General features: G+C 33.9%; 22 protein-coding genes and 1 tRNA gene. 14 read left to right on the top strand and 9 right to left on the bottom strand.

The genetic code is table 11. The annotated features are described in order from the left end of the window. Positions 1-149 precede the first annotated feature (149 nt). Positions 150-581, bottom strand: coding sequence for an Hsp20/alpha crystallin family protein (locus tag ACJJVI_RS10945; RefSeq protein ID WP_036578901.1), 432 nt, complete (start codon positions 579-581; stop codon positions 150-152). A 110-nt stretch (positions 582-691) separates the two neighbouring features. Then, positions 692-1,102 (bottom strand): hypothetical protein, encoded by a 411-nt coding sequence (locus ACJJVI_RS10950; protein WP_036578903.1) that lies wholly within the window; start codon positions 1,100-1,102, stop codon positions 692-694. Positions 1,103-1,182: 80 nt separating this feature from the next. Here ACJJVI_RS10950 and ACJJVI_RS10955 point away from each other — a divergent pair, with 80 nt between their 5' ends. Both ACJJVI_RS10955 and ACJJVI_RS10960 read left to right on the top strand, forming a co-directional pair. Further along, positions 1,183-1,950, top strand: coding sequence for an alpha/beta hydrolase-fold protein (locus ACJJVI_RS10955; RefSeq protein WP_348021092.1), 768 nt, complete (start codon positions 1,183-1,185; stop codon positions 1,948-1,950). A 66-nt stretch (positions 1,951-2,016) separates the two neighbouring features. Beyond that, on the top strand, positions 2,017-3,288 hold the full coding sequence (locus tag ACJJVI_RS10960; protein ID WP_405351930.1) for a DUF2254 domain-containing protein: 1,272 nt from the start codon (positions 2,017-2,019) through the stop codon (positions 3,286-3,288). On the opposite strand, the gene panB is transcribed toward ACJJVI_RS10960, so the two are convergent. After that, complete coding sequence (gene panB, locus ACJJVI_RS10965) at positions 3,285-4,103, bottom strand: 3-methyl-2-oxobutanoate hydroxymethyltransferase (protein WP_042296876.1); 819 nt, start codon at positions 4,101-4,103, stop codon at positions 3,285-3,287. The two genes, ACJJVI_RS10960 and panB, sit on opposite strands and share 4 nt — an antisense overlap. A gap of 58 nt (positions 4,104-4,161) precedes the next feature. Between panB and ACJJVI_RS10970 the strand changes: the two genes are divergently transcribed. Further along, positions 4,162-4,653, top strand: a complete 492-nt coding sequence (locus tag ACJJVI_RS10970) for a hypothetical protein (protein WP_051788585.1) — start codon at positions 4,162-4,164, stop codon at positions 4,651-4,653. A gap of 3 nt (positions 4,654-4,656) precedes the next feature. Here the strand turns inward: ACJJVI_RS10970 and ACJJVI_RS10975 are convergent, their stop codons facing one another. The 3 genes from ACJJVI_RS10975 to ACJJVI_RS10985 form a co-directional block, all read right to left on the bottom strand. Then, positions 4,657-6,024 carry a PH domain-containing protein gene (locus ACJJVI_RS10975; RefSeq protein WP_405351932.1) on the bottom strand — a complete coding sequence of 456 codons (1,368 nt, stop codon included), beginning with the start codon at positions 6,022-6,024 and terminating at the stop codon, positions 4,657-4,659. Positions 6,025-6,178: 154 nt separating this feature from the next. Beyond that, a complete protein-coding gene (locus ACJJVI_RS10980; RefSeq protein WP_405351933.1) occupies positions 6,179-6,685 on the bottom strand; it encodes a PH domain-containing protein in 507 nt (168 codons plus the stop codon). Between the two features lie 95 nt (positions 6,686-6,780). Continuing rightward, the gene (locus tag ACJJVI_RS10985) at positions 6,781-8,226 is read right to left on the bottom strand and encodes an L-serine ammonia-lyase (RefSeq protein WP_036578911.1); all 1,446 of its coding nucleotides are present in this window, start codon (positions 8,224-8,226) and stop codon (positions 6,781-6,783) included. A gap of 209 nt (positions 8,227-8,435) precedes the next feature. Here ACJJVI_RS10985 and ACJJVI_RS10990 point away from each other — a divergent pair, with 209 nt between their 5' ends. Continuing rightward, positions 8,436-8,852: a hypothetical protein gene (locus tag ACJJVI_RS10990; RefSeq protein ID WP_405351935.1), complete on the top strand. Its 417-nt coding sequence runs from the start codon at positions 8,436-8,438 to the stop codon at positions 8,850-8,852. Here the strand turns inward: ACJJVI_RS10990 and ACJJVI_RS10995 are convergent. Further along, the gene (locus ACJJVI_RS10995) at positions 8,849-9,532 is read right to left on the bottom strand and encodes a DUF2490 domain-containing protein (protein ID WP_405351936.1); all 684 of its coding nucleotides are present in this window, start codon (positions 9,530-9,532) and stop codon (positions 8,849-8,851) included. The two genes, ACJJVI_RS10990 and ACJJVI_RS10995, sit on opposite strands and share 4 nt — an antisense overlap. Before the next feature lie 332 nt (positions 9,533-9,864). Between ACJJVI_RS10995 and ACJJVI_RS11000 the strand changes: the two genes are divergently transcribed. From ACJJVI_RS11000 to ACJJVI_RS11030, 7 genes are all read left to right on the top strand, one after another. Next, positions 9,865-10,728, top strand: a complete 864-nt coding sequence (locus ACJJVI_RS11000; protein ID WP_006795068.1) for an RNA polymerase sigma factor RpoD/SigA — start codon at positions 9,865-9,867, stop codon at positions 10,726-10,728. Positions 10,729-10,873: 145 nt separating this feature from the next. After that, a complete protein-coding gene (locus ACJJVI_RS11005) occupies positions 10,874-11,503 on the top strand; it encodes a hypothetical protein (protein ID WP_405351938.1) in 630 nt (209 codons plus the stop codon). A gap of 366 nt (positions 11,504-11,869) precedes the next feature. Continuing rightward, positions 11,870-12,382, top strand: coding sequence for a TlpA disulfide reductase family protein (locus ACJJVI_RS11010; RefSeq protein WP_042249079.1), 513 nt, complete (start codon positions 11,870-11,872; stop codon positions 12,380-12,382). A 149-nt stretch (positions 12,383-12,531) separates the two neighbouring features. Beyond that, the gene (locus tag ACJJVI_RS11015) at positions 12,532-13,170 is read left to right on the top strand and encodes a DUF937 domain-containing protein (protein WP_036579098.1); all 639 of its coding nucleotides are present in this window, start codon (positions 12,532-12,534) and stop codon (positions 13,168-13,170) included. Positions 13,171-13,265: 95 nt separating this feature from the next. Then, entirely contained in the window at positions 13,266-13,673 is a 408-nt protein-coding gene (locus ACJJVI_RS11020) for a DUF6146 family protein (RefSeq protein WP_405351940.1), read from the top strand. A gap of 14 nt (positions 13,674-13,687) precedes the next feature. Then, positions 13,688-14,191 (top strand): DUF6787 family protein, encoded by a 504-nt coding sequence (locus ACJJVI_RS11025; protein ID WP_405351942.1) that lies wholly within the window; start codon positions 13,688-13,690, stop codon positions 14,189-14,191. 4 nt (positions 14,192-14,195) lie between these two features. Further along, on the top strand, positions 14,196-14,573 hold the full coding sequence (locus tag ACJJVI_RS11030; protein WP_042271676.1) for a nuclear transport factor 2 family protein: 378 nt from the start codon (positions 14,196-14,198) through the stop codon (positions 14,571-14,573). Positions 14,574-14,688: 115 nt separating this feature from the next. On the opposite strand, the gene ACJJVI_RS11035 is transcribed toward ACJJVI_RS11030, so the two are convergent. Beyond that, positions 14,689-14,762 (bottom strand) — tRNA-Arg (locus ACJJVI_RS11035). Positions 14,763-15,003: 241 nt separating this feature from the next. Here ACJJVI_RS11035 and folE point away from each other — a divergent pair. Together folE and ACJJVI_RS11045 are read left to right on the top strand one after the other, a co-directional pair. Beyond that, positions 15,004-15,600: a GTP cyclohydrolase I FolE gene (folE, locus tag ACJJVI_RS11040; RefSeq protein ID WP_405351944.1), complete on the top strand. Its 597-nt coding sequence runs from the start codon at positions 15,004-15,006 to the stop codon at positions 15,598-15,600. Positions 15,601-15,653: 53 nt separating this feature from the next. Continuing rightward, positions 15,654-15,950, top strand: coding sequence for a hypothetical protein (locus ACJJVI_RS11045; protein ID WP_036579092.1), 297 nt, complete (start codon positions 15,654-15,656; stop codon positions 15,948-15,950). Here the strand turns inward: ACJJVI_RS11045 and msrA are convergent, their stop codons facing one another. After that, a complete protein-coding gene (gene msrA, locus ACJJVI_RS11050; protein ID WP_405351946.1) occupies positions 15,951-16,478 on the bottom strand; it encodes a peptide-methionine (S)-S-oxide reductase MsrA in 528 nt (175 codons plus the stop codon). Between the two features lie 111 nt (positions 16,479-16,589). On the opposite strand from msrA, the gene ACJJVI_RS11055 reads away from it, so the two are divergent. After that, positions 16,590-19,046, top strand: a complete 2,457-nt coding sequence (locus ACJJVI_RS11055) for a DUF5916 domain-containing protein (protein WP_405351948.1) — start codon at positions 16,590-16,592, stop codon at positions 19,044-19,046. The last annotated feature ends 15 nt before the right edge of the window (positions 19,047-19,061 follow it).

The following is a 19,061-nucleotide window of genomic DNA, read 5'->3' on the forward strand; positions in this document are numbered from 1 at the left end:
TAATGGAAAAATTCAATCAACAAAAAATCCCAGCCTATCGGCTGGGATTTTTTTTACCTTACGTTAAGTATAAGGACTTGTAACTAACCAAAAAAACCTCTTAACTCTCAATTGTGCAGCATTTATAATTTCACAATCTCTATCCGTTATTACTTCAATGTAATCATACGCTTAGGCTGTGGTAATGCTTCTTCCTTTTTAGGAAGTACAATATTTAAGATACCATCATTATAATCTGCTGCTATATCTTCTTTATTTACCGTATCTGGCAAATTGAAGCTACGACTGAAAGATTTTAATGTAAACTCCTTGCGTGTAAATTGCTCTGTTTTCTCTTCTTTATCGTTAATTACTTCAGAAGAGATGGTTAATACATCTTGATCAACCTCGATAGTAATATTCTCTTTTTTAAAACCTGGAATGATCATATCTAATTCAAATTTGTCATCTGCCTCAGATATATTAACCGCAGGATTCCATGATTTAATCGGCGCAGTGCCACCCATATAATCATTAGTAAACATTTCATCAATTAATGATGGTAACCAGTTGTTTGTTGTTGTTCTATGTGCAAGTTTCATAATTATTATTTTTAAAGTTGAACTTGCTTTCTATTAGACAAAACTAATACCAACACAAAAAGCACGACATAATGTCGTGCTTTTTCAATTAAATAATGACGTTATGTCAATTAATTATGATTTCGTTGATGAATTGACATCAATTCAGAAGGTGGAATCTCTCCATGTGGATACTTTTCCATGGTATTGAGTAAGGTATCTACAGTCGATTTACGAATCCCATATCTTAAAGCAGTCTGATATAATAACTGTAATTCAGCAGCATCTACATGGCCATCGATGTGCATCATCAACATAAGTCTATGAAAATGCACTACTCTTTTTACAAATTGTTTGGGTATCATAGTTTCTAACTCCTCAGGATGTTCCAACATATGTGATAACTCCTTCTCGTCTAACTCTAGTCGTTTACCTATTGCATGAATAAAAGCTATTTCCTCTTTTTTAATGTGCTGATCGGCATGTGCCATCATAATAAGTTCACTCAATATGGCTTTCTTTTCTTCTAGAGTATAAGTCATTTTTCTAATTTTCAGTTAGCAATTTAATAGATTTATTTGAGTCTATATTTGTAACTGTCTATAATTAATCTGATTAATCTATGAAACCTTTACTAATCTTTTGTTTTTTAATTACTCAACTTATTTCTGCTCAAAAGGTAGTTGTTGATTCTGTCCGGTATAAAGAAGACTATCGTAAGGTTAGATTATATCTTCCTGATAATTATCAAACAAATCAACTACCGCTATTAGTAATGTTAGATGGGCAAAACCTGTTTGATGAACAGACGAGCTATTCTGGTGAGTGGAATGTAGACGAAAGTATTGCTTCTTTTCCAGAGAATAAGCAATCTATTGTGATTGCCATAGATCATGGCAACGAGTTGCGTATGGAAGAATTAACTCCTTTTGAAAATGAAAAATATGGTGGTGGCGATGCAGAAAACTTTCTGCTATGGATTATGGAAAAGGCGCTTCCAGAGACCATAACAAAATTTGAATTAAAAATCAATAGGAATAAAATTGCCATAGCTGGTAGTTCTTTAGGAGGTTTATTTGCATATTATGCAGCGATTCAACATCCTAATTTTTTCCAATCAGCAGGTATATTTTCTCCATCATTTTGGTGGAGCAAAAAATCCTTTCAACTCATAGACCAAATTGAAGGAATAAAAAATCAACATTATTTTTTTGCAGCAGGAACAGAAGAAGGAAAAGATATGTTAATAGACATGAAGAGTATGCATGATTTGACACTTCGCAAAGGCGCCACAGTTACTTATCTTGAAGAAAAAGGAGCACAACACAATGAGGCTCAATGGCGAGCCACCTTTCTTACATTTTATCACGTATGGATTAATGACCTATAATTTCAAATTAGGATAGTTGTGATTATTTTAACCAGCTATTATATTATCTAGCCTTAAATTGAGGTAATGAAATTCATTTATCTAAGAATAAAATCATTTTTTAATTCTATTACAGGAAGTATTGCCTTCTACCCTACTTTATATGCTGTTCTAGCATTAGGATTTGCATTTCTTATGAAATGGTTAGAATCCATCGGTATATCGAGATATTTACAAAATTCATTTTCCCCATTAGTAGTTAATGATATTGAAACGGCAAGAAATATATTAACCACACTTATCGCTGGTGGCATTAGTATATTAGTTTTTTCATTTTCAATGGTAATGCTTTTATTGAGTCAAGCAGCAACAAATTATTCTCCTAGAGTTCTACCGAGTCTGATTTCTAACAAAACTCATCAGGTAATTTTAGGGGCATTTTTATCTAGTATAATATACAATATCATAACCATTATAGGTATAGAACCATCTGGAAAAGATTATCAGATACCTGGTTTTTCAGTACTCATCGGTATCATAACAGCATTAATTGCACTAGCAGCATTTGTTTACTTTATACATAGTATTTCTACCAGCATACAAATCAATAATATTCTTAATAATATATACCAAAACTCAAAAAGTCAATTAGAAACGGAAATTGAACATGATAATGGTAAAAAGGAATTTCCTATTAGTAAAAACTGGAAAACTTACAACTCTATACAGTCCGGAACTATTCAAAACATAAGCTCTACAAGTTTAAAAAGTTATTGTGCCGATAATGATATCCAACTAGAAGTATTATTTCATAAAGGTGAATACCTTATCATGGATAGTCCTTTGTTTAAATGCAATAAAGAACTAGACAAAGAGGAAATTGACGAAATACTTAAAAACTTTTTATATCAAGAATCAGAAATTGTAAAAGACAACTACGTATTAGGCTTTAAACAAATTACTGAAATAGGTATTAAAGCAATGTCTCCGGGAATTAATGATCCTGGAACCGCTATTAATACCATTAACTTTCTTACAGATCTATTTGCTATACGATTAAAAAAATCTGATCATTCCATTATCATGAATGATAACAAACCCATTTTAAAACTATCTATTATTCCATTTGATCATTTCATGCATAATATCGTTGCGCCATATAGGAATTACTGCAGCCATGATTTCACGGTAATGATGTCGTTAATTCAAATGATGAATCGTTTGAAAAAATGTAAAAACCTTAGTAATGATAACAAAGCTGCATTAGACCATCAATTAAAATTGATGATGCATGATGCAGAAAATGGAATTAAAAATCCAGCAGATTTAAAGATTTTAAAAAGCACTATTGATAGTTAATATTGCTCTTTATCGTTAGGGAAATCAACATCCTTCACATCTTTTACATATTGACCAACAGCATTACCCATCTCTTCATAAAGATTTAAATAACGTCTTAAAAAGCGAGGATTAAACTCATGAGTCATACCAAACATATCATGAGAAACCAGCACCTGACCATCCACACCACTACCAGCTCCTATTCCTATCACAGGAATGGTAAGACTGTCTGCTACCTCTTGTGCTAATGCAGCGGGAACTTTTTCCAGAACAATGGCAAAACAACCCCAACGTTGCAATGCCAGAGCATCTTCTTTAAGTTTTTCGGCCTCTGCTTTTTCTTTTGCTCTGACAGTATAGGTTCCAAATTTATAAATCGATTGCGGTGTCAAGCCTAAGTGTCCCATCACTGGTATACCTGCATGCAATATGCGCTTAATGGAGTCTTTAACCTCACTACCACCTTCTAGTTTTACAGAATGCCCACCACTTTCTTTCATGATTCTAATAGCACTACGCAACGCCTCTTTGGGATCACTCTGATAACTACCAAAAGGTAAATCGACAACAACCAGCGATCGCTCTACAGCTCTCACCACACTACTTGCATGATAAATCATTTGATCTAGCGTTATAGGTAAAGTCGTCTCATGACCTGCCATTACATTACTAGCACTATCGCCTACAAGAATAACGTCTACACCAGCATTATCTATAATGCGCGCCATTGTATAATCGTAAGCGGTAAGCATCGATATTTTCTCATTATTACGTTTCATCTCAGTAAGGGATTTTACTGTGATTCTTTTGTACTCTTTTTTTGCAGTTGACATAATTTTGGCAATATATATTTAGTAAAAATACTAATATTACCACACTAAATAGGACAACATGAGAAGCTCTTTATTATTGATAGGTTTTATGATACTCGCTTTCGCGAAAGCGTTTGCTCAACAACCTACTGTTACAGACAGCGTTACTACTACAGTAAGCATAGTAGAAAAGGTTAAACCTGCAGATGCTGTTATAAAATTTTTTGAATATTTTCATCAAAAAGATACACTGGCAATGAGAGAAATGATGGCCGATAAGGTAACAATTAATTCACTGATCATATCTGAGAGTAATGGAAGAAGAGTGATAGATACTACTGTCGATGATTTTCTTAAAGGTATTGCTCAAATTCCTGACAGTGTAAGTTTTGAAGAACGGTTAATTCAAATAAAAACCACAAATAGTGTTGATATTGCCACGGTAAGTGCTAGTTATGAGTTTTATATGAATAAAGGATTCACACATAACGGGACTAACGTTTTTACATTAATTTACATAGATGATAAATGGATGGTTGCTGGTATTACAGACACTAGACAGTACCCATAAGGACTACATCCAGCTTTTGTTAGATTGGATGACTTGATTATTAATATCGTTTTGCATCGCGTTAATATCTTCATCTTTCAGATATTTAAGTTGTCTAGAGCCACCAGCAGTATGTACTTTAAGATGAGCTTCTCCTCTACGTTTAATAAAAATACTGCGCCATTTCTCAACCGCTTGTGTTTTATAAACTGGTGAGATTATGATGGAATTAAATAACCATCCTTTATAAAAGACTATAAAATCATCATCTCTGGTAAGTTTACTATACTTACCGTACTGGTAAGCCATGACTCCTACTATACCAACAAATACTACTGGTATAAAAATAGCCCAGTAAAACTCAAAAAATATAGCTATACCAATCAACGGTAAACCAAAAATACTAGCGATGTACATATCTAATCTCGCATGAGACCATGGGTTTGCTAACAATTCTTTCTTTGGCTGTTCTAATGTATCTTCAAAAATGAGGTGTTGTAATTGAGACTGTAAAACTGATTGACATGCCGGGACTTCTACACTAGATATTTGATTGTTTTGCGATTGCGCTTGATAAATGCGAGCCGTTTTAAAATCAAGAAGCTTGCGTAATGGGTTGGAATGAAATTCTAAAAGTTGAATCTTAGATAATGGAATCTTAATTTCTTTTTTACTCAGTAAGCCCATTCTTACTTCTAGATAATCATCTTTTAATTCCATTTTATAATCATAAAACTTATTAATCGACATTACTAAACTCACCATTACTGAGGCTATTATAAATATAATAATAGCTCCTATTCCTATTAATAAAATTGATGAACCGAAAGCTTCTGGTTGTTTTACAGCTTGTTCAATATCAACATCTACAGATTCAAAAATATCACCAAAAAAATTCTCTACAACATCTTTAATTTTATACCAAAAACCTACAACCACTCCTATAGCAAGTCCACCACTGCGCAAATGATTTTGAGTTATACCAACTTTTAATAGGTCTATAAAACTCAATTGCAAAATAATTTTGGAATCATTTTTTACAGAAGGGATGTCTTCTGTATCAGACGTTTCGACATAAGTGATAGGACTAGCTTCTACAGCCTTCTTTTGTTTTTCTCGTCCTAATAATGTCTTAAGCTGCTCAGCAAAATGTCGATCTAGCGCAGGTATTTCTAATTCTTTTGCTTTAGATCCTGCTGTATCAATTTCTACAGCAACCAGACCTAGAACGCGCTGCGCAATATTTTGTGTGATATTAATGGATTGTATACGCTCTACAGGAATTGCTTTACGCTTTTTAAAAATCCATCCTTTTTGGATAATTAGCTCATCGTTTTCAACATGAAATTTAAAAAACCAATACTGTACAATTGGCCCCACTAAAGTTGCCATTATAACTAGTAAAGAGACTGCCGCTATCCCCATAAAACTATTCCATGAACGCATAGAAAATGCAGCAAAAAAAACGAATGCAATCAGACCTTTTATACCTTTAAAAAGATAAAATAATATGGAAAGTTTACTTTGTCTAGTTGGCTTTGAAATATCAAGCATGCTGTGCCGTCTTTTCAGAAATGTATTCTTTTATAGCAACCGCTTTATCTATATCTAATCCTGATATGCTAAGATCACTACTAGATCCACCTGCCGTATAAATATCTAATTCACATAACTTAAAATATCTATCGATAGGTCCGTGATTAATCTCTGTATGTTGAATGCGATTAAATGGTATCGTTATCTGATGATGGAATAACCATCCATGCCTGTAAGTAATATCATGTTCACGTAGTACGTATCCACGAACAAAGAATTCCTTATAAGAAATAAAAACACTGAGTATTAAAAATACGAACCAAGCAACACCTGCAGCTTTCCAAATCCAAGGATATTCCTCTACCATAAAAAATAGAATAATTACTCCAGCAAGTACAGGAATAAAAAAGAATAATTTTGCTACTAACTTTTTATTTAAAAAACGTCTAGGATGTTTTTCAAAATTGCTATGTTCTACTACAGGAAGTTGATGAGATAATAATTGTTCATTAGTCATATTAATTCATGAGTCTAATAAGATTAAGAAATGTTACATAATCGCATTTATCTGCATAAAAATAACACATTCATTAATATCAAAGAAAGACAATTCTAACAATCAGATAATGCAACATTAACAGCAAGTCCGCCTTCACTAGTTTCTTTATATTTTGTATTCATGTCTTGTGCAGTTTGCCACATCGTCTCGATCACTTTATCTAGAGGCACTTTAGCATTTGCAGCGTCTGCATCTAGTGCCATTTCACAAGCATTAATAGCCTTTATCGCTCCCATAGCATTACGTTCTATACATGGTACTTGTACAAGTCCACCTATAGGATCACATGTCATACCTAGATGGTGTTCCATCGCTATCTCACTAGCCATAAGAACTTGAGCTGGTGTTCCTCCCATTAATTCAGTAAGAGCACCAGCAGCCATAGCACTACTCACTCCTATTTCTGCCTGGCAACCACCCATTGCTGCACTAATGGTTGCTCCTTTTTTAAATAAAGAACCTATCGCACCGGCAACTAGTAAATATTTTTTTATATCCTCAAAATCTGCATCATGATTTTCTATTACCATGTAGTACATCATAACTGCAGGAATAACTCCTGCGCTACCATTAGTAGGTGCGGTCACTACACGACCTAAAGAAGCATTTACCTCATTTACGGCTAGCGCAAAACAAGAAACCCATTTTAAAATTTCTCTAAATTTTACTTCAGTAGCTCTGATGGCATCAATCCATTCATATTTGTCAGAGTATTCAGCTCCTTTTTTGAGTTTAAAATGTGTATCATAAGCACGACGTCTTACATTTAATCCTCCTGGCAGGGTACCTTCAGTATGACATCCTATGTACATAGAATCTAGCATTACGTCCCATATTTCTTTAAAACGCTTATCTATTTCCTCTTCAGTATGAAGATATAGTTCATTCTCTAAAACGATATCAGATACACGACGACCTTCTCGATCACAATAATCTTGTAGATCTTTTGCTTTCTCTATAGGTCTTGGAAAACATTCAAAATCCAGTCTTTTTTGCTTTGCTCTTTTACGTTCTTCTTGAACGACAAAACCACCACCTATAGAATAATATTTTTCTGATACAATTTTTCCATTTTCTAAAAACGCTCTAAAACGCATACCGTTAGGATGATAAGGTAAAAACTTCTTGTGAAAATGGATATGAGTATTGGGATCAAAATCAACAAGATGAACACCATCTATTTGTAGTTTCTTATGCTCTTTCAGATAATCAACTTCTACAGGTATTTGATCAATCTCACAGGTCTCAGGATCTGCATCTAATAATCCCATGATAACTGCAATGTCTGTAGCATGACCTATACCTGTTAATGATAGAGATCCATATAAATCAACCTCAATACCTTTAACAAGTGCAATTTTATTAGTGTCTTGCAATTTTTTAATAAAACGTCTTGCAGCACGCCATGGTCCTAGAGTATGAGAACTCGAAGGTCCTACACCTATTTTGAGCATGTCAAATACACTTATGGATTCTATCTTTTTAGCGGTCTCTATCATATCTTAAAACATTGCTATTTTATTAGTACTACAACGTTATTTCAGGCATCAAATATAGAAGATATTATATGATAAAGAATGATGAATTTGATTAAGAAATTCATCTAATTATCAGTTTTAAAAGACATGCTTATTTTATTTCACAAATGGTAATTTTCTAACCACCATAACGACTTCCTTTCTAGAATTATATTATATAGATTTGTGTTATGAGAATTGAAATAATAAGGCTTGCAATAGATTTTGGTTTGGTTGTACTAATTTGGATGGTACAACTATTAATATATCCCGGTTTTAAATATTTTGGCAATAAAGGACTATCCAGCTGGCATCGTATTTATACCCGTAATATAACATTTATTGTAGCTCCTATGATGATAATACAGCTAGCTATAATGGTGTATTTCTGGATGTATTATCCAGCGATGCTTGCCCCAAATATCCTATATACCATTTTAGTGTCTTTAACATGGCTAACAACTATGATATTTTTTATCCCAATGCACGCCAATATAGATAAAAACGCAACCGATTTAAAACTATTGAATAAGTTAACAAACTGGAACTGGATGCGTGTACTATTATGGAATGCTATTTTAGTTCTTGATCTATTCTTGTTGTATTAAATATTTTGAAATACACTCAACACTAATTGACCTTTTTTAATCGATGGAGATAATTCATGCATATAGCCTGCCTGAAACTTAAAGTCATCATTAAGCTTATAACCTATTCCTGCAAAAGTCCAGTTTCTATCAAAATACTGTACACTTCCTAAACCTGTGCTGGTCTGACCATTAATAAAGATCTCATTCCACAGAGCAAGATAATAGGTATCGTCGACAATTTGTTTATTATTAAAAGGCACATTTACAAATAGCATGTATCTAAAACGGGTACGGAAATCTTGATTCTCTACAAATCTTTCTTCAATTCTTATACGATGCTTGATTTCAAAAAAATCCGATACCTCACTATCCCACCAAATGTCTTGATGTAAGCGGTGCTCGTAACTAGTAGCGTCACTACTACCAAAAGAACCGCTATTAAAATAGCCATATCCAGTATATAATTTAATTTGAGTTCTTTTAGGTTGATAGCCTATAGATACACGACCTATAAATTGTTGAAAATCATCAGGAATTTCATAAGTTCGATATTGAAAATCAACAGCCACTTTTAATCGAGCACCTATATTGCTATTTACAAAGTATTGAGTCCACAGACCTGTTTTGTCTATAGACTCTTGCCCTGACAGAATTAAACATGACATCAACAATATAATAAGGAGTGTAACCTGTCTCATAATTTAAAAATAACTAACAAATAAAGTACTCTGAAATCACAAAAAAGGTATTCTTAACCCAATTCTAACAATAAAATAAAAATTATTTATCAATTGTAAAGTCTTTGTATTACTAGCGCTGTTGATGTATACGCTTTCGCGAAAGCAGAATTATCAAACAATATATGTAACAAAAACTGCGTTATCACGACTAATGAATTGTAGCGTATCTCGCACTATTACTGGTCTGAATAAGTGTCAGAGAAAGTTGTTTTGGTATGATTATTGCTACTATTATTTTGTATGGCAAAAGCTGTCATGCGACTATTAACTTTTTAATCTTTATACATTAAATGAGACAACTCAAAATCACCAAGCAGGTTACTAACCGTGAGTCTAAATCGCTAGATAAGTACCTACAAGACATCTCTAAAATTGATTTAATCACTGCAGAGGAAGAAGTGGAACTTGCACAGCTTATTAAAAAAGGTGATCAGAGAGCTCTTGAGAAATTAACTACAGCAAACTTACGTTTTGTGGTTTCTGTGGCTAAGCAGTATCAAAATCAAGGGCTTAAACTTCCAGATCTTATTAATGAAGGTAATGCAGGTCTTGTAAAGGCTGCCAAAAGATTTGATGAAACTCGTGGATTTAAATTCATCTCATACGCAGTATGGTGGATCCGTCAGTCGATTCTTCAGGCACTAGCAGAGCAGTCACGTATCGTGCGTTTACCTTTGAACAAAATTGGATCTATTAACAAGATTAATAAGGCATTTTCACATCTTGAGCAATTGCACGAGCGTCCACCTTCACCAGAAGAACTAGCAAAAGAGCTAGACATGACGGTAAGTGACGTGAAGCAGTCTCTTAAAAACGCAGGTCGTCACGTATCGATGGATGCACCTCTTAAAGAAGGAGAAACTTCTAACCTTTACGACGTAGTACGTAGTGGTGAGTCGCCTAATCCTGATAGAGAGTTGATGCATGAATCTCTTACACTTGAGATTACTCGCGCACTAGAGACACTATCGCAAAAAGAGGCAGATGTTATTTCTCTATACTTCGGTATAGGAAATCAGCAGCCTATGAGCCTAGAGGAAATCGGTGAGACTTTTGATTTAACTCGTGAGCGCGTGCGCCAGATTAAAGAAAAAGGAATCAAAAGATTGCGTCAAAACTCAAGAAGTAAAATCCTTAAGTCATATTTAGGGTAGTCAGTCCCTACATAATTTACTAAAAGCGCCTCTTGGGCGCTTTTTTTATGAGCTATTTTTAAATACATTTGAATAAGGTGATTATCAAGGTTGATAATTAAAAAAGTAATTCCAGAAACATAATTAAATTGTAGATTCATAATCTATGTCAATCACCACTAATTCAATCGAAGAACATTTATTCAAAGTATGGATGAATGAATCGTTGATAGCAGAATTTGAACAATGGGTTTATCAATCCGAGGAACTAAAGGAGTATTTATCTGCAGATGCTTATTTTGATTTTTTAGACTTGAATTATAAAAGTGAAACAGCTTATCATGATTTAAAAAGTCTCATTTCTAAAGAAATATCGATAAGTCAGCTTGAAACTTGGTCATTATTACATCAATTAGATTGTGTAAAGCAGCGTAAAGGTGATTATTATAAATTCATTGAAAATTTTTATAATCTAGATTATTATGGATATACCTTTATGAGCAAACTTGCTTATGACTACTCTTTTTATATGAACTATCCATTTGGGAAATATGGAACCTATGATTTTAACGAATTAACTACGTTTAAGCAAAATCAACTTATTAATGAATTTTATCCTTCCATAATAGAAGCTGTTAACGAAGTCGAACAGTGGTTACTAAATGAAAATGTTATCCTTTTAGGTGGCAAGAAATACTTTAATGATTTAAAATTTATTGACCATAGAGCTTCATCAGAAACCAAAAAGAATCATACTGAAAAAGCAGAAAAAAAGTGGTGGAGATTTTGGAAATGAAAAAGCTTGTATTAAAATATAGCTTTATGTTTTTAGGTGCTGTTTTAATGTTTGTTCTCAATTACAGCTGGCTACACAATGTCCTCTTTCCTGATCCGTGCTATTATCATTTCCATAATCCTAATGTCGTGATGGAACTTTTTTATGATTTTGGCTCGAGCTCAAACAATCATCCCGAGCCTAACCTCATTAATTTACTATTCACGATATCATTTGGGCTAATTATAGGTTATTATACTTTTAAATTTTTAAACGTTTGTTAATGGTTTAATGATTATAATCTAATCATCTCAAATAATTAATCAAGCTATTACACTTCTCATTTTTGTATCTTTAAATATTCTCTGCAACTAAAGCCTTTACATTATGAAACATCTTATTATCATAGCATTTACATTATTAAGCATTACGTGTCATGGTCAGAAGAAAAAGATGTGGGCAAAATCATTTCTTCATAAACCTGCTCCGCAATTGGTAGTAGAAGAATGGGTTTCTAACCAACCAGAAACTGAAGGTAAATTTATATTAGTTGATTTTTGGGCTACTTGGTGTGCACCATGTAAAAGAGCGATAGCAGATTTAAATGAATTTCAAACAGAATTTAAGGATGACTTGGTAGTTATTGGCATTAGTGATGAATCAAAAGAAAAAGTACTGAGACAGCGCAACCCTAAAATAGAATACTACAGCGCACTCGATTCTCAACAACGCATGAAAACAGCTCTAGAAGTAAAAGCGATCCCTCATGCTATATTGATTGACCCAGATGGTATAGTAGTATGGGAAGGTTATCCATTATTAGCAGGAAACGAGCTTACCTCTGAGGTTATCGCAAAGCATATAGCCAGTTATAAAAAGAAGAAGGTTAAAGGACGATAAATTCACAAAACACAAAAATATAACATGCTTTTCATCGGCTTTTAATTACGCTTTCGCGAAAGCGAAATTAAATAGGTCTTCCAAACAAGCATAAAAGTCTTATTATATCGTAATTTACATATTATTAACCTTAATTAATTTAAACAACAATGGCTTCAATATTAGACTTATTACAATCAGATATAGGACAAACTCTTATTAATGGTGCAGCACAGAAAACAGGTCAACCTGCAGATAAAACAGCAAACGTACTTTCTCAAGCAATGCCTTTAATACTAGGTGCAATGCAACGTAACGCATCGACACCTGAAGGTGCTAGTGCGTTAAATAATGCATTGAGCGATCAACGTCACAGTGGTGGTGTTTTAGATATGCTAGGTGGTCTTTTTGGTGATGGTGCTGGTAGCCCAGACGATCTTTTACAAGATGGTGCTGGTATATTAGGTCATGTTTTAGGTACCAAACAACCACAAGTAGAAAATGCCCTTTCTAAATCTAGTGGTATGGATATGGATTCTGTAAGCCAGATTATTAAAATAGCTGCTCCTATCTTAATGGGTGTTATAGGAAAGCAAAAACAAACTTCAAATGTAGATCAAAACGGAATAGGTGATTTATTAGGATCTGTTCTTGGACAATCTGGTTCACATGATCAATCTTTTATAGAGCAAATTCTTGATGCAGATGGTGATGGTAGCATCATCGATGATGTAGCTGGTATGGTACTAGGTGGAGATAAAAAGAAAGGCGGTCTAGGTGGACTTATAGGAGGTTTATTTGGAAAATAATTCTTAACTCAATGAAACAGGTCATAGGCTCATCCATATATAGTATAGACGAGTTATGGCATGCAAGGTTGTTTTTATGTAGGTACTTTTACCACATGAAAACAACCTTTTTTTTTATAGCACTGCTCACAATTATAATAAGCTGCAACTCATACCAGCCTACTGTGAACAATAATAATGCTAACGGACCAGTAACGGACACATTGCGTATTGCAAATGATAGTTTAGAGTATGAGGTTATTATTATAGAACCAGGCTTTAACTCTTGGCTGGCAACACAACCACCTTGTGGTTTTTATTCACAAAGTACTTTAGAACTGCGTAATGATTTTTATGTAAGAGAGTATAACTTAAGAGTTAACAATTCTATCAACTATAGTCCAGACCTGTACGTATGGCGTATCGATTATGATCGTAAGGTAGATTATGGTTATGAAGTCAATTATCTGTTGTATAATTATTTTCTTTTCTTTGAAAAACGATATGGACAGAAGTTGCGGTAGTGTATTTTTGCACTATGCAAACATTCAAAAAAAACTGGGATATTACCAGTAACTGGCAACTCATTTTTCCTTTTTTAGGTATTATAGGCTTATTGGGCTGTGGCTATTTTGTAGCTACACGCATCATGCCTTCTACCTTTGAGGACGTAACGTATGAGTATATTTTTATTTATGGAATCACCCTAGTACTAGCATATGCGTTTTATCGGTTTTGTATGTGGGTTTTTCCTAAATTAATAAATAAATGGAATATTAAAAACCGTTGGGAAATGATTGCTATATTCATTGTGTTTGCGATCACTGGATCAGCATCTGCGAGACTATCTGCTCCATTATTAGAGGTTATAGGAATTGATAGAGACTCTATGTCTGGATGGTTTTTCTGGCCATTAAGGCTTATAATTATCTTCCCTATTTATCAAGTACTATTAGTAGTTATGGGATGGATTTTTGGTCAGTTTGAATTCTTTTGGGCTTTTGAGAAAAAGATGCTGGCAAGATTTGGACTTAAATTATAATATTATGTCACTAGAAATTAACAAGAGTAATGCCATCGCTTTTTATAAAATGGCATATGAAGGAAATCCTAAGGAAGCTATAGCAAAGTATGTAGGTAAGCAATATATACAGCACAATCCAGATGTAGCAGATGGAACAGCTGGTTTTATTGATTATTTTGAAAGAATGCAAATAGAATATCCACAAAAGTCCATTGAGTTTGTTAGAGCTATTGCACAAGATGATTTAGTAGCACTACACACACATCAAATATGGCCCGATGATGATCAATATGTGACCATGGACTTTTTTAGATTTGATAAGGAAGGTAAGATATGTGAGCATTGGGACGCTATTCAACAGATCCCTAAAAAGGCTGCTAATCCTAATACTATGTATTGATACATTCTCTTTTAATGAACTTATAATATTAGAAAACATATTTAAACTAAAAAGTCCTGATCAATAAATTGATCAGGACTTTTTTTAGAATGCTCACAATAATACTGTGAATCTGTGATCGCGACAGGATTCGAACCTGTGACCGTCTGCTTAGAAGGCAGATGCTCTATCCAGCTGAGCTACGCGACCTAATACCACTTAATTTCTAAGCGGTTGCAAATATATATATATTTTACAACCTCTCTCTCTATTTTATTTAAAAAATTAAAGGTTTTTAATCACTTTTTACAATCGGTGCTCCACTAGCCTATATTTCAAGGTTTTTCATCTGGTAATATTTATTATTAAAATAAAAACTTCAAAATAATGTTTAACAAAATATTTATTTACTTAAACAAATATGACGTAACTTTACTAAAAATATTAAATAATGCCCTACAGAGTTTTTGAAGAGTACAATATCGAGGTTACAGAAGATATAAAAAATCAATATAAAGGAGTAATTCAAAATATAGGTGAAAACGTTGAACGTGAAGGCTTGATTAAAACTCCAGAACGTGCTGCAAAAGCCATGCAGTTCTTAACCTCTGGTTATGATAAGGACCCTGCAGAGATTCTGAAAGGCGCCATGTTTGCAGAAGACTATAATGACATGATCATTATTAAGGATATAGAACTGTATTCTTTATGTGAACATCACATGCTACCATTTTTTGGAAAAGCACATATCGCTTACATACCTAATGGACATATTGTAGGACTTTCAAAAATCCCACGTATCGTAGATGTATTTGCTCGTCGACTACAGGTTCAAGAAAGGTTAACACACGATATACTAGAGTGTATTCATAATACTTTAAAACCATTGGGTGTTGCCGTTGTTATTGAAGCTTCTCACATGTGTATGATGATGCGTGGAGTGCAAAAACAGAATAGTGTCACTACCACAAGTGGTTTCAGAGGACAGTTTGAAAAAGTAGAAACACGTAACGAATTCTTAAAACTGATCACGGCAAAACTACACTAGATTCATTTTTGGAACGTTATTTGACTATCTTTAAGTAGTTAAATTATAATTACATGTTTGAATCAAAACGCTCTAAACTTATTTTCGGAATCATCTTTGACCTAGTCGGTATGGCTTCTTATATCATTCCTGGTATAGGTGAGTTTACCGATATAGGTTGGGCACCCGTTGCCGGCTATTTAATGACAAAACTTTATCCAGGAAAAACTGGTGTAACCGCTGGTATCATAACCACTATTGAAGAATTAGTTCCAGGACTAGATGTAATCCCTACATTTACAATCACGTGGATCTACACTTATGTTATTAAAAAAGAAGACCCTAAACAAGTCATCGATGTAGAATCATAATTATCTTACAAGATCTGCATATTGCGTCATTAAATTGCGCACTTTAGGATCGATTACATATTGGCAATAGCCTTGTAAACGATTATTATTATAATAATCATCGTGTATGTCATCTGCATCATAAAATGGTGTTGCTGGCGCTACTTCTGTAACAATTGCATTTTCAAAAACACCTTGATCAGTGAGTTCTTTAATATAATGCAAAGCGATTTCATGTTGTCCTTCACTTGTATAATAAATGGCACTACGATAATGCGTCCCCACATCATGTCCTTGTCTATTAAGCGTGGTAGGATCATGAGTTGCCATAAACACCATCAATAGCTCTTTATAACTGATAATTTCAGGATCATAGGTTATTTTAACAGCTTCGGCATGACCGGTACGTTGGGTTACGACTTCTCTATAAGCTGGGTTTTTAATATGTCCACCGCAGAAACCAGACTTTACTTCCTCTACTCCTTTAACTCTTTGAAATACGGCTTCTGTACACCAGAAACATCCACCTGCTAGAATTGCTATATTCATGATTGCTTTTTAAGCAAGTTAATTTACAGATTGTAAATCATATGTTAAATTAACATGGGTTTAATGAATCTATAGTTTTTAGCTTTTAGCTTTGGAAATTCATAAAAAGTCATGCTCAGAATTATTGTTTTCACATTGTTATTTTTTAGTTACGCTTTCGCGAAAGCGAATACGACTACAACATTACAAGACACAACCAATATCGCGAGAAAAGTTTACCGAGCTACTCGTATATCTACACCACCCAAAATAGACGGTAAACCTTTTGATAAAATATGGGATCGAGTTACTACTGGTGGTAATTTTATAATGGCACAACCTAATAATGGTGACGCCGAAAGGGACACACACAGAACAGAATTCAAAGTAGCCTATGATGATGCCGCTATTTATGTAGCCGGTTATATGTATGACGAGAATCCTGAATCTGTTTTAAGGCAGTTCTCTCAACGTGATCAAGTATTTGAGCAAGCAGATCTATTTGGCTTTTTTATTAATACATATAACAACCAGATTAATCAAACTCGTTTTTATGCCACTAGTGCAAATGCTCTAGGAGATGCCATAGCCGAAGGTAATAGTCAAGATTTTAGCTATAATGTAGTTTTCTTATCTGAGGTCTCTTTTGATGAACGCGGCTGGTATGTTGAAATGAAGATTCCATATAGAACCTTACGTTTTCCAGAACAAGATGTGCAAGACTGGAGTTTTCAAATATTGCGTGTTATTAAATCACTTAATGAAGAGTATACATATAATTATATAGATGTTACTACCGGTACTGATACACAATATGATGCCTTATTAACGGGAATAGAAAATATAGATCCGCCACTGCGATTAAATCTATATCCATATGTATCTGTCATACATGATCGTTTTGACGGTATAGAATCTACTAGCTTTAATGCTGGTATGGATTTAAAATACGGTATTAGTGATGCATTTACATTAGATGCCACTTTAATTCCAGACTTTGGACAGGTAGCTTTTGATCAGGTAGTACTTAATTTGGGCCCATTTGAACAAACTTTTAATGAGAATAGAGCCTTCTTTACAGAAGGAACAGACCTTTTTAGAAAAGGTGATTTGTTTTTCTCTAGACGTATAGGACAACGACCTAGCGGATCTAGAAATCTAGAAGTTCTCGATGATGAAGATATCATCAATAATCCTAGAAACGCTCAATTATTAAACGCTATTAAGGTTACAGGTCGTACAGAGAAAGGTCTAGGAATAGGAATTCTTAATGCTATTACAGAAAAGACAAACGCAACCATACAAAATAGAGTCGACGGCACAAGACGCGAGGTAGAGACAGAACCGCTAACTAATTATAATATGTTAGTACTAGACCAGCAATATGGAAACAACTCTTCTATCGCCCTAGTTAATGCTAGTACCTTGCGCAATGGCTCTTTTACAGATGCAAATTCAAATGCCATTGTTCTTAATCATAACAATAAGGCCGCAACTGATAATATAAGTGCAGAGGTTAAAATGACCAATCGCTTCACACCAGACGGGACAGAAACAGGTTTTGCCACTGAAGCAAATTGGAGAAAAACCAGCGGTAAATGGCGTCCTCGATTAGGACACTTCTTTAGAGATCGCAATTATAACCCAAATGATCTAGGAAGAAACTTTCAAACTAATTTTCACACGTTTGCAGCAGATTTGGATTATGTGCAGTTAACTCAAAAAGGTATTTTTAATAGATATGAAATTAGTCTGCGCACTAGACATAGACGTGCAGCATCGCCTGGATATCATACGGGTTCTGAAATAAATTTAAATCCGTTTTTTATTACTAAAGAACGTTTTGCGTTTGGAGCAGATTTTAATTATTACACAGACCGCAAGGATCAGTTTGAATCTAGAATAGAAGACTTAGTCGTTAAATATGGACAAGGAATTTTTACAGGTGGTTTTATCTCTAGTGATTATCGTAAAAAATTTGCAATTGATATAAGAGCTGGTCGATTTAAAAGACTGAATGAGAAAGAGCATAATTATGATTTTAGAATCGCACCACGCTATCGTTTTTCTGATCAATTCTTACTTATCTATAGTTTAAACTGGGATAAGAATAATGACAGAATGAGCTATGTCACTTTAACTGATGATGATACCACTTCTATACTCAGTGAACGAGACACTCATAGTGTTGAGAATAGATTAACTGGGACTTATAATTTTAATAATCGACAGGCCTTAAGTATATCATTTAGAAACTTTTGGTCTCGAGCTACCTTTAGCCGTGATTTTAAAGAACTGCAATCAGACGGTTCTTTGGAAAATAGTGATTATGAGCTTGAAGAGGATTTTAATCCAGATGCTAATTTTAATGTGTGGAATCTAGATTTATCATATAGATGGCGTTTTGCACCAGGTAGTGAAGCTTCTTTATTGTATCGTAATTCTATTTCTAATTTTGATAATCAAGGAGCAATCCAATTTGAAGAAAGTCTGGACAATCTTTTTATGGAACCAGTACGACACAATCTGTCCTTGCGCATCACCTATTTTTTAGATGTGAATGCTGCAAGAAAGTGGTTTAAAGCTTAAAACTCGCTACATTTG

This window comes from Nonlabens sp. Asnod3-H03 (assembly GCF_045063665.1).
GTDB classification, from domain to species: Bacteria; Bacteroidota; Bacteroidia; order Flavobacteriales; family Flavobacteriaceae; genus Nonlabens; species Nonlabens ulvanivorans.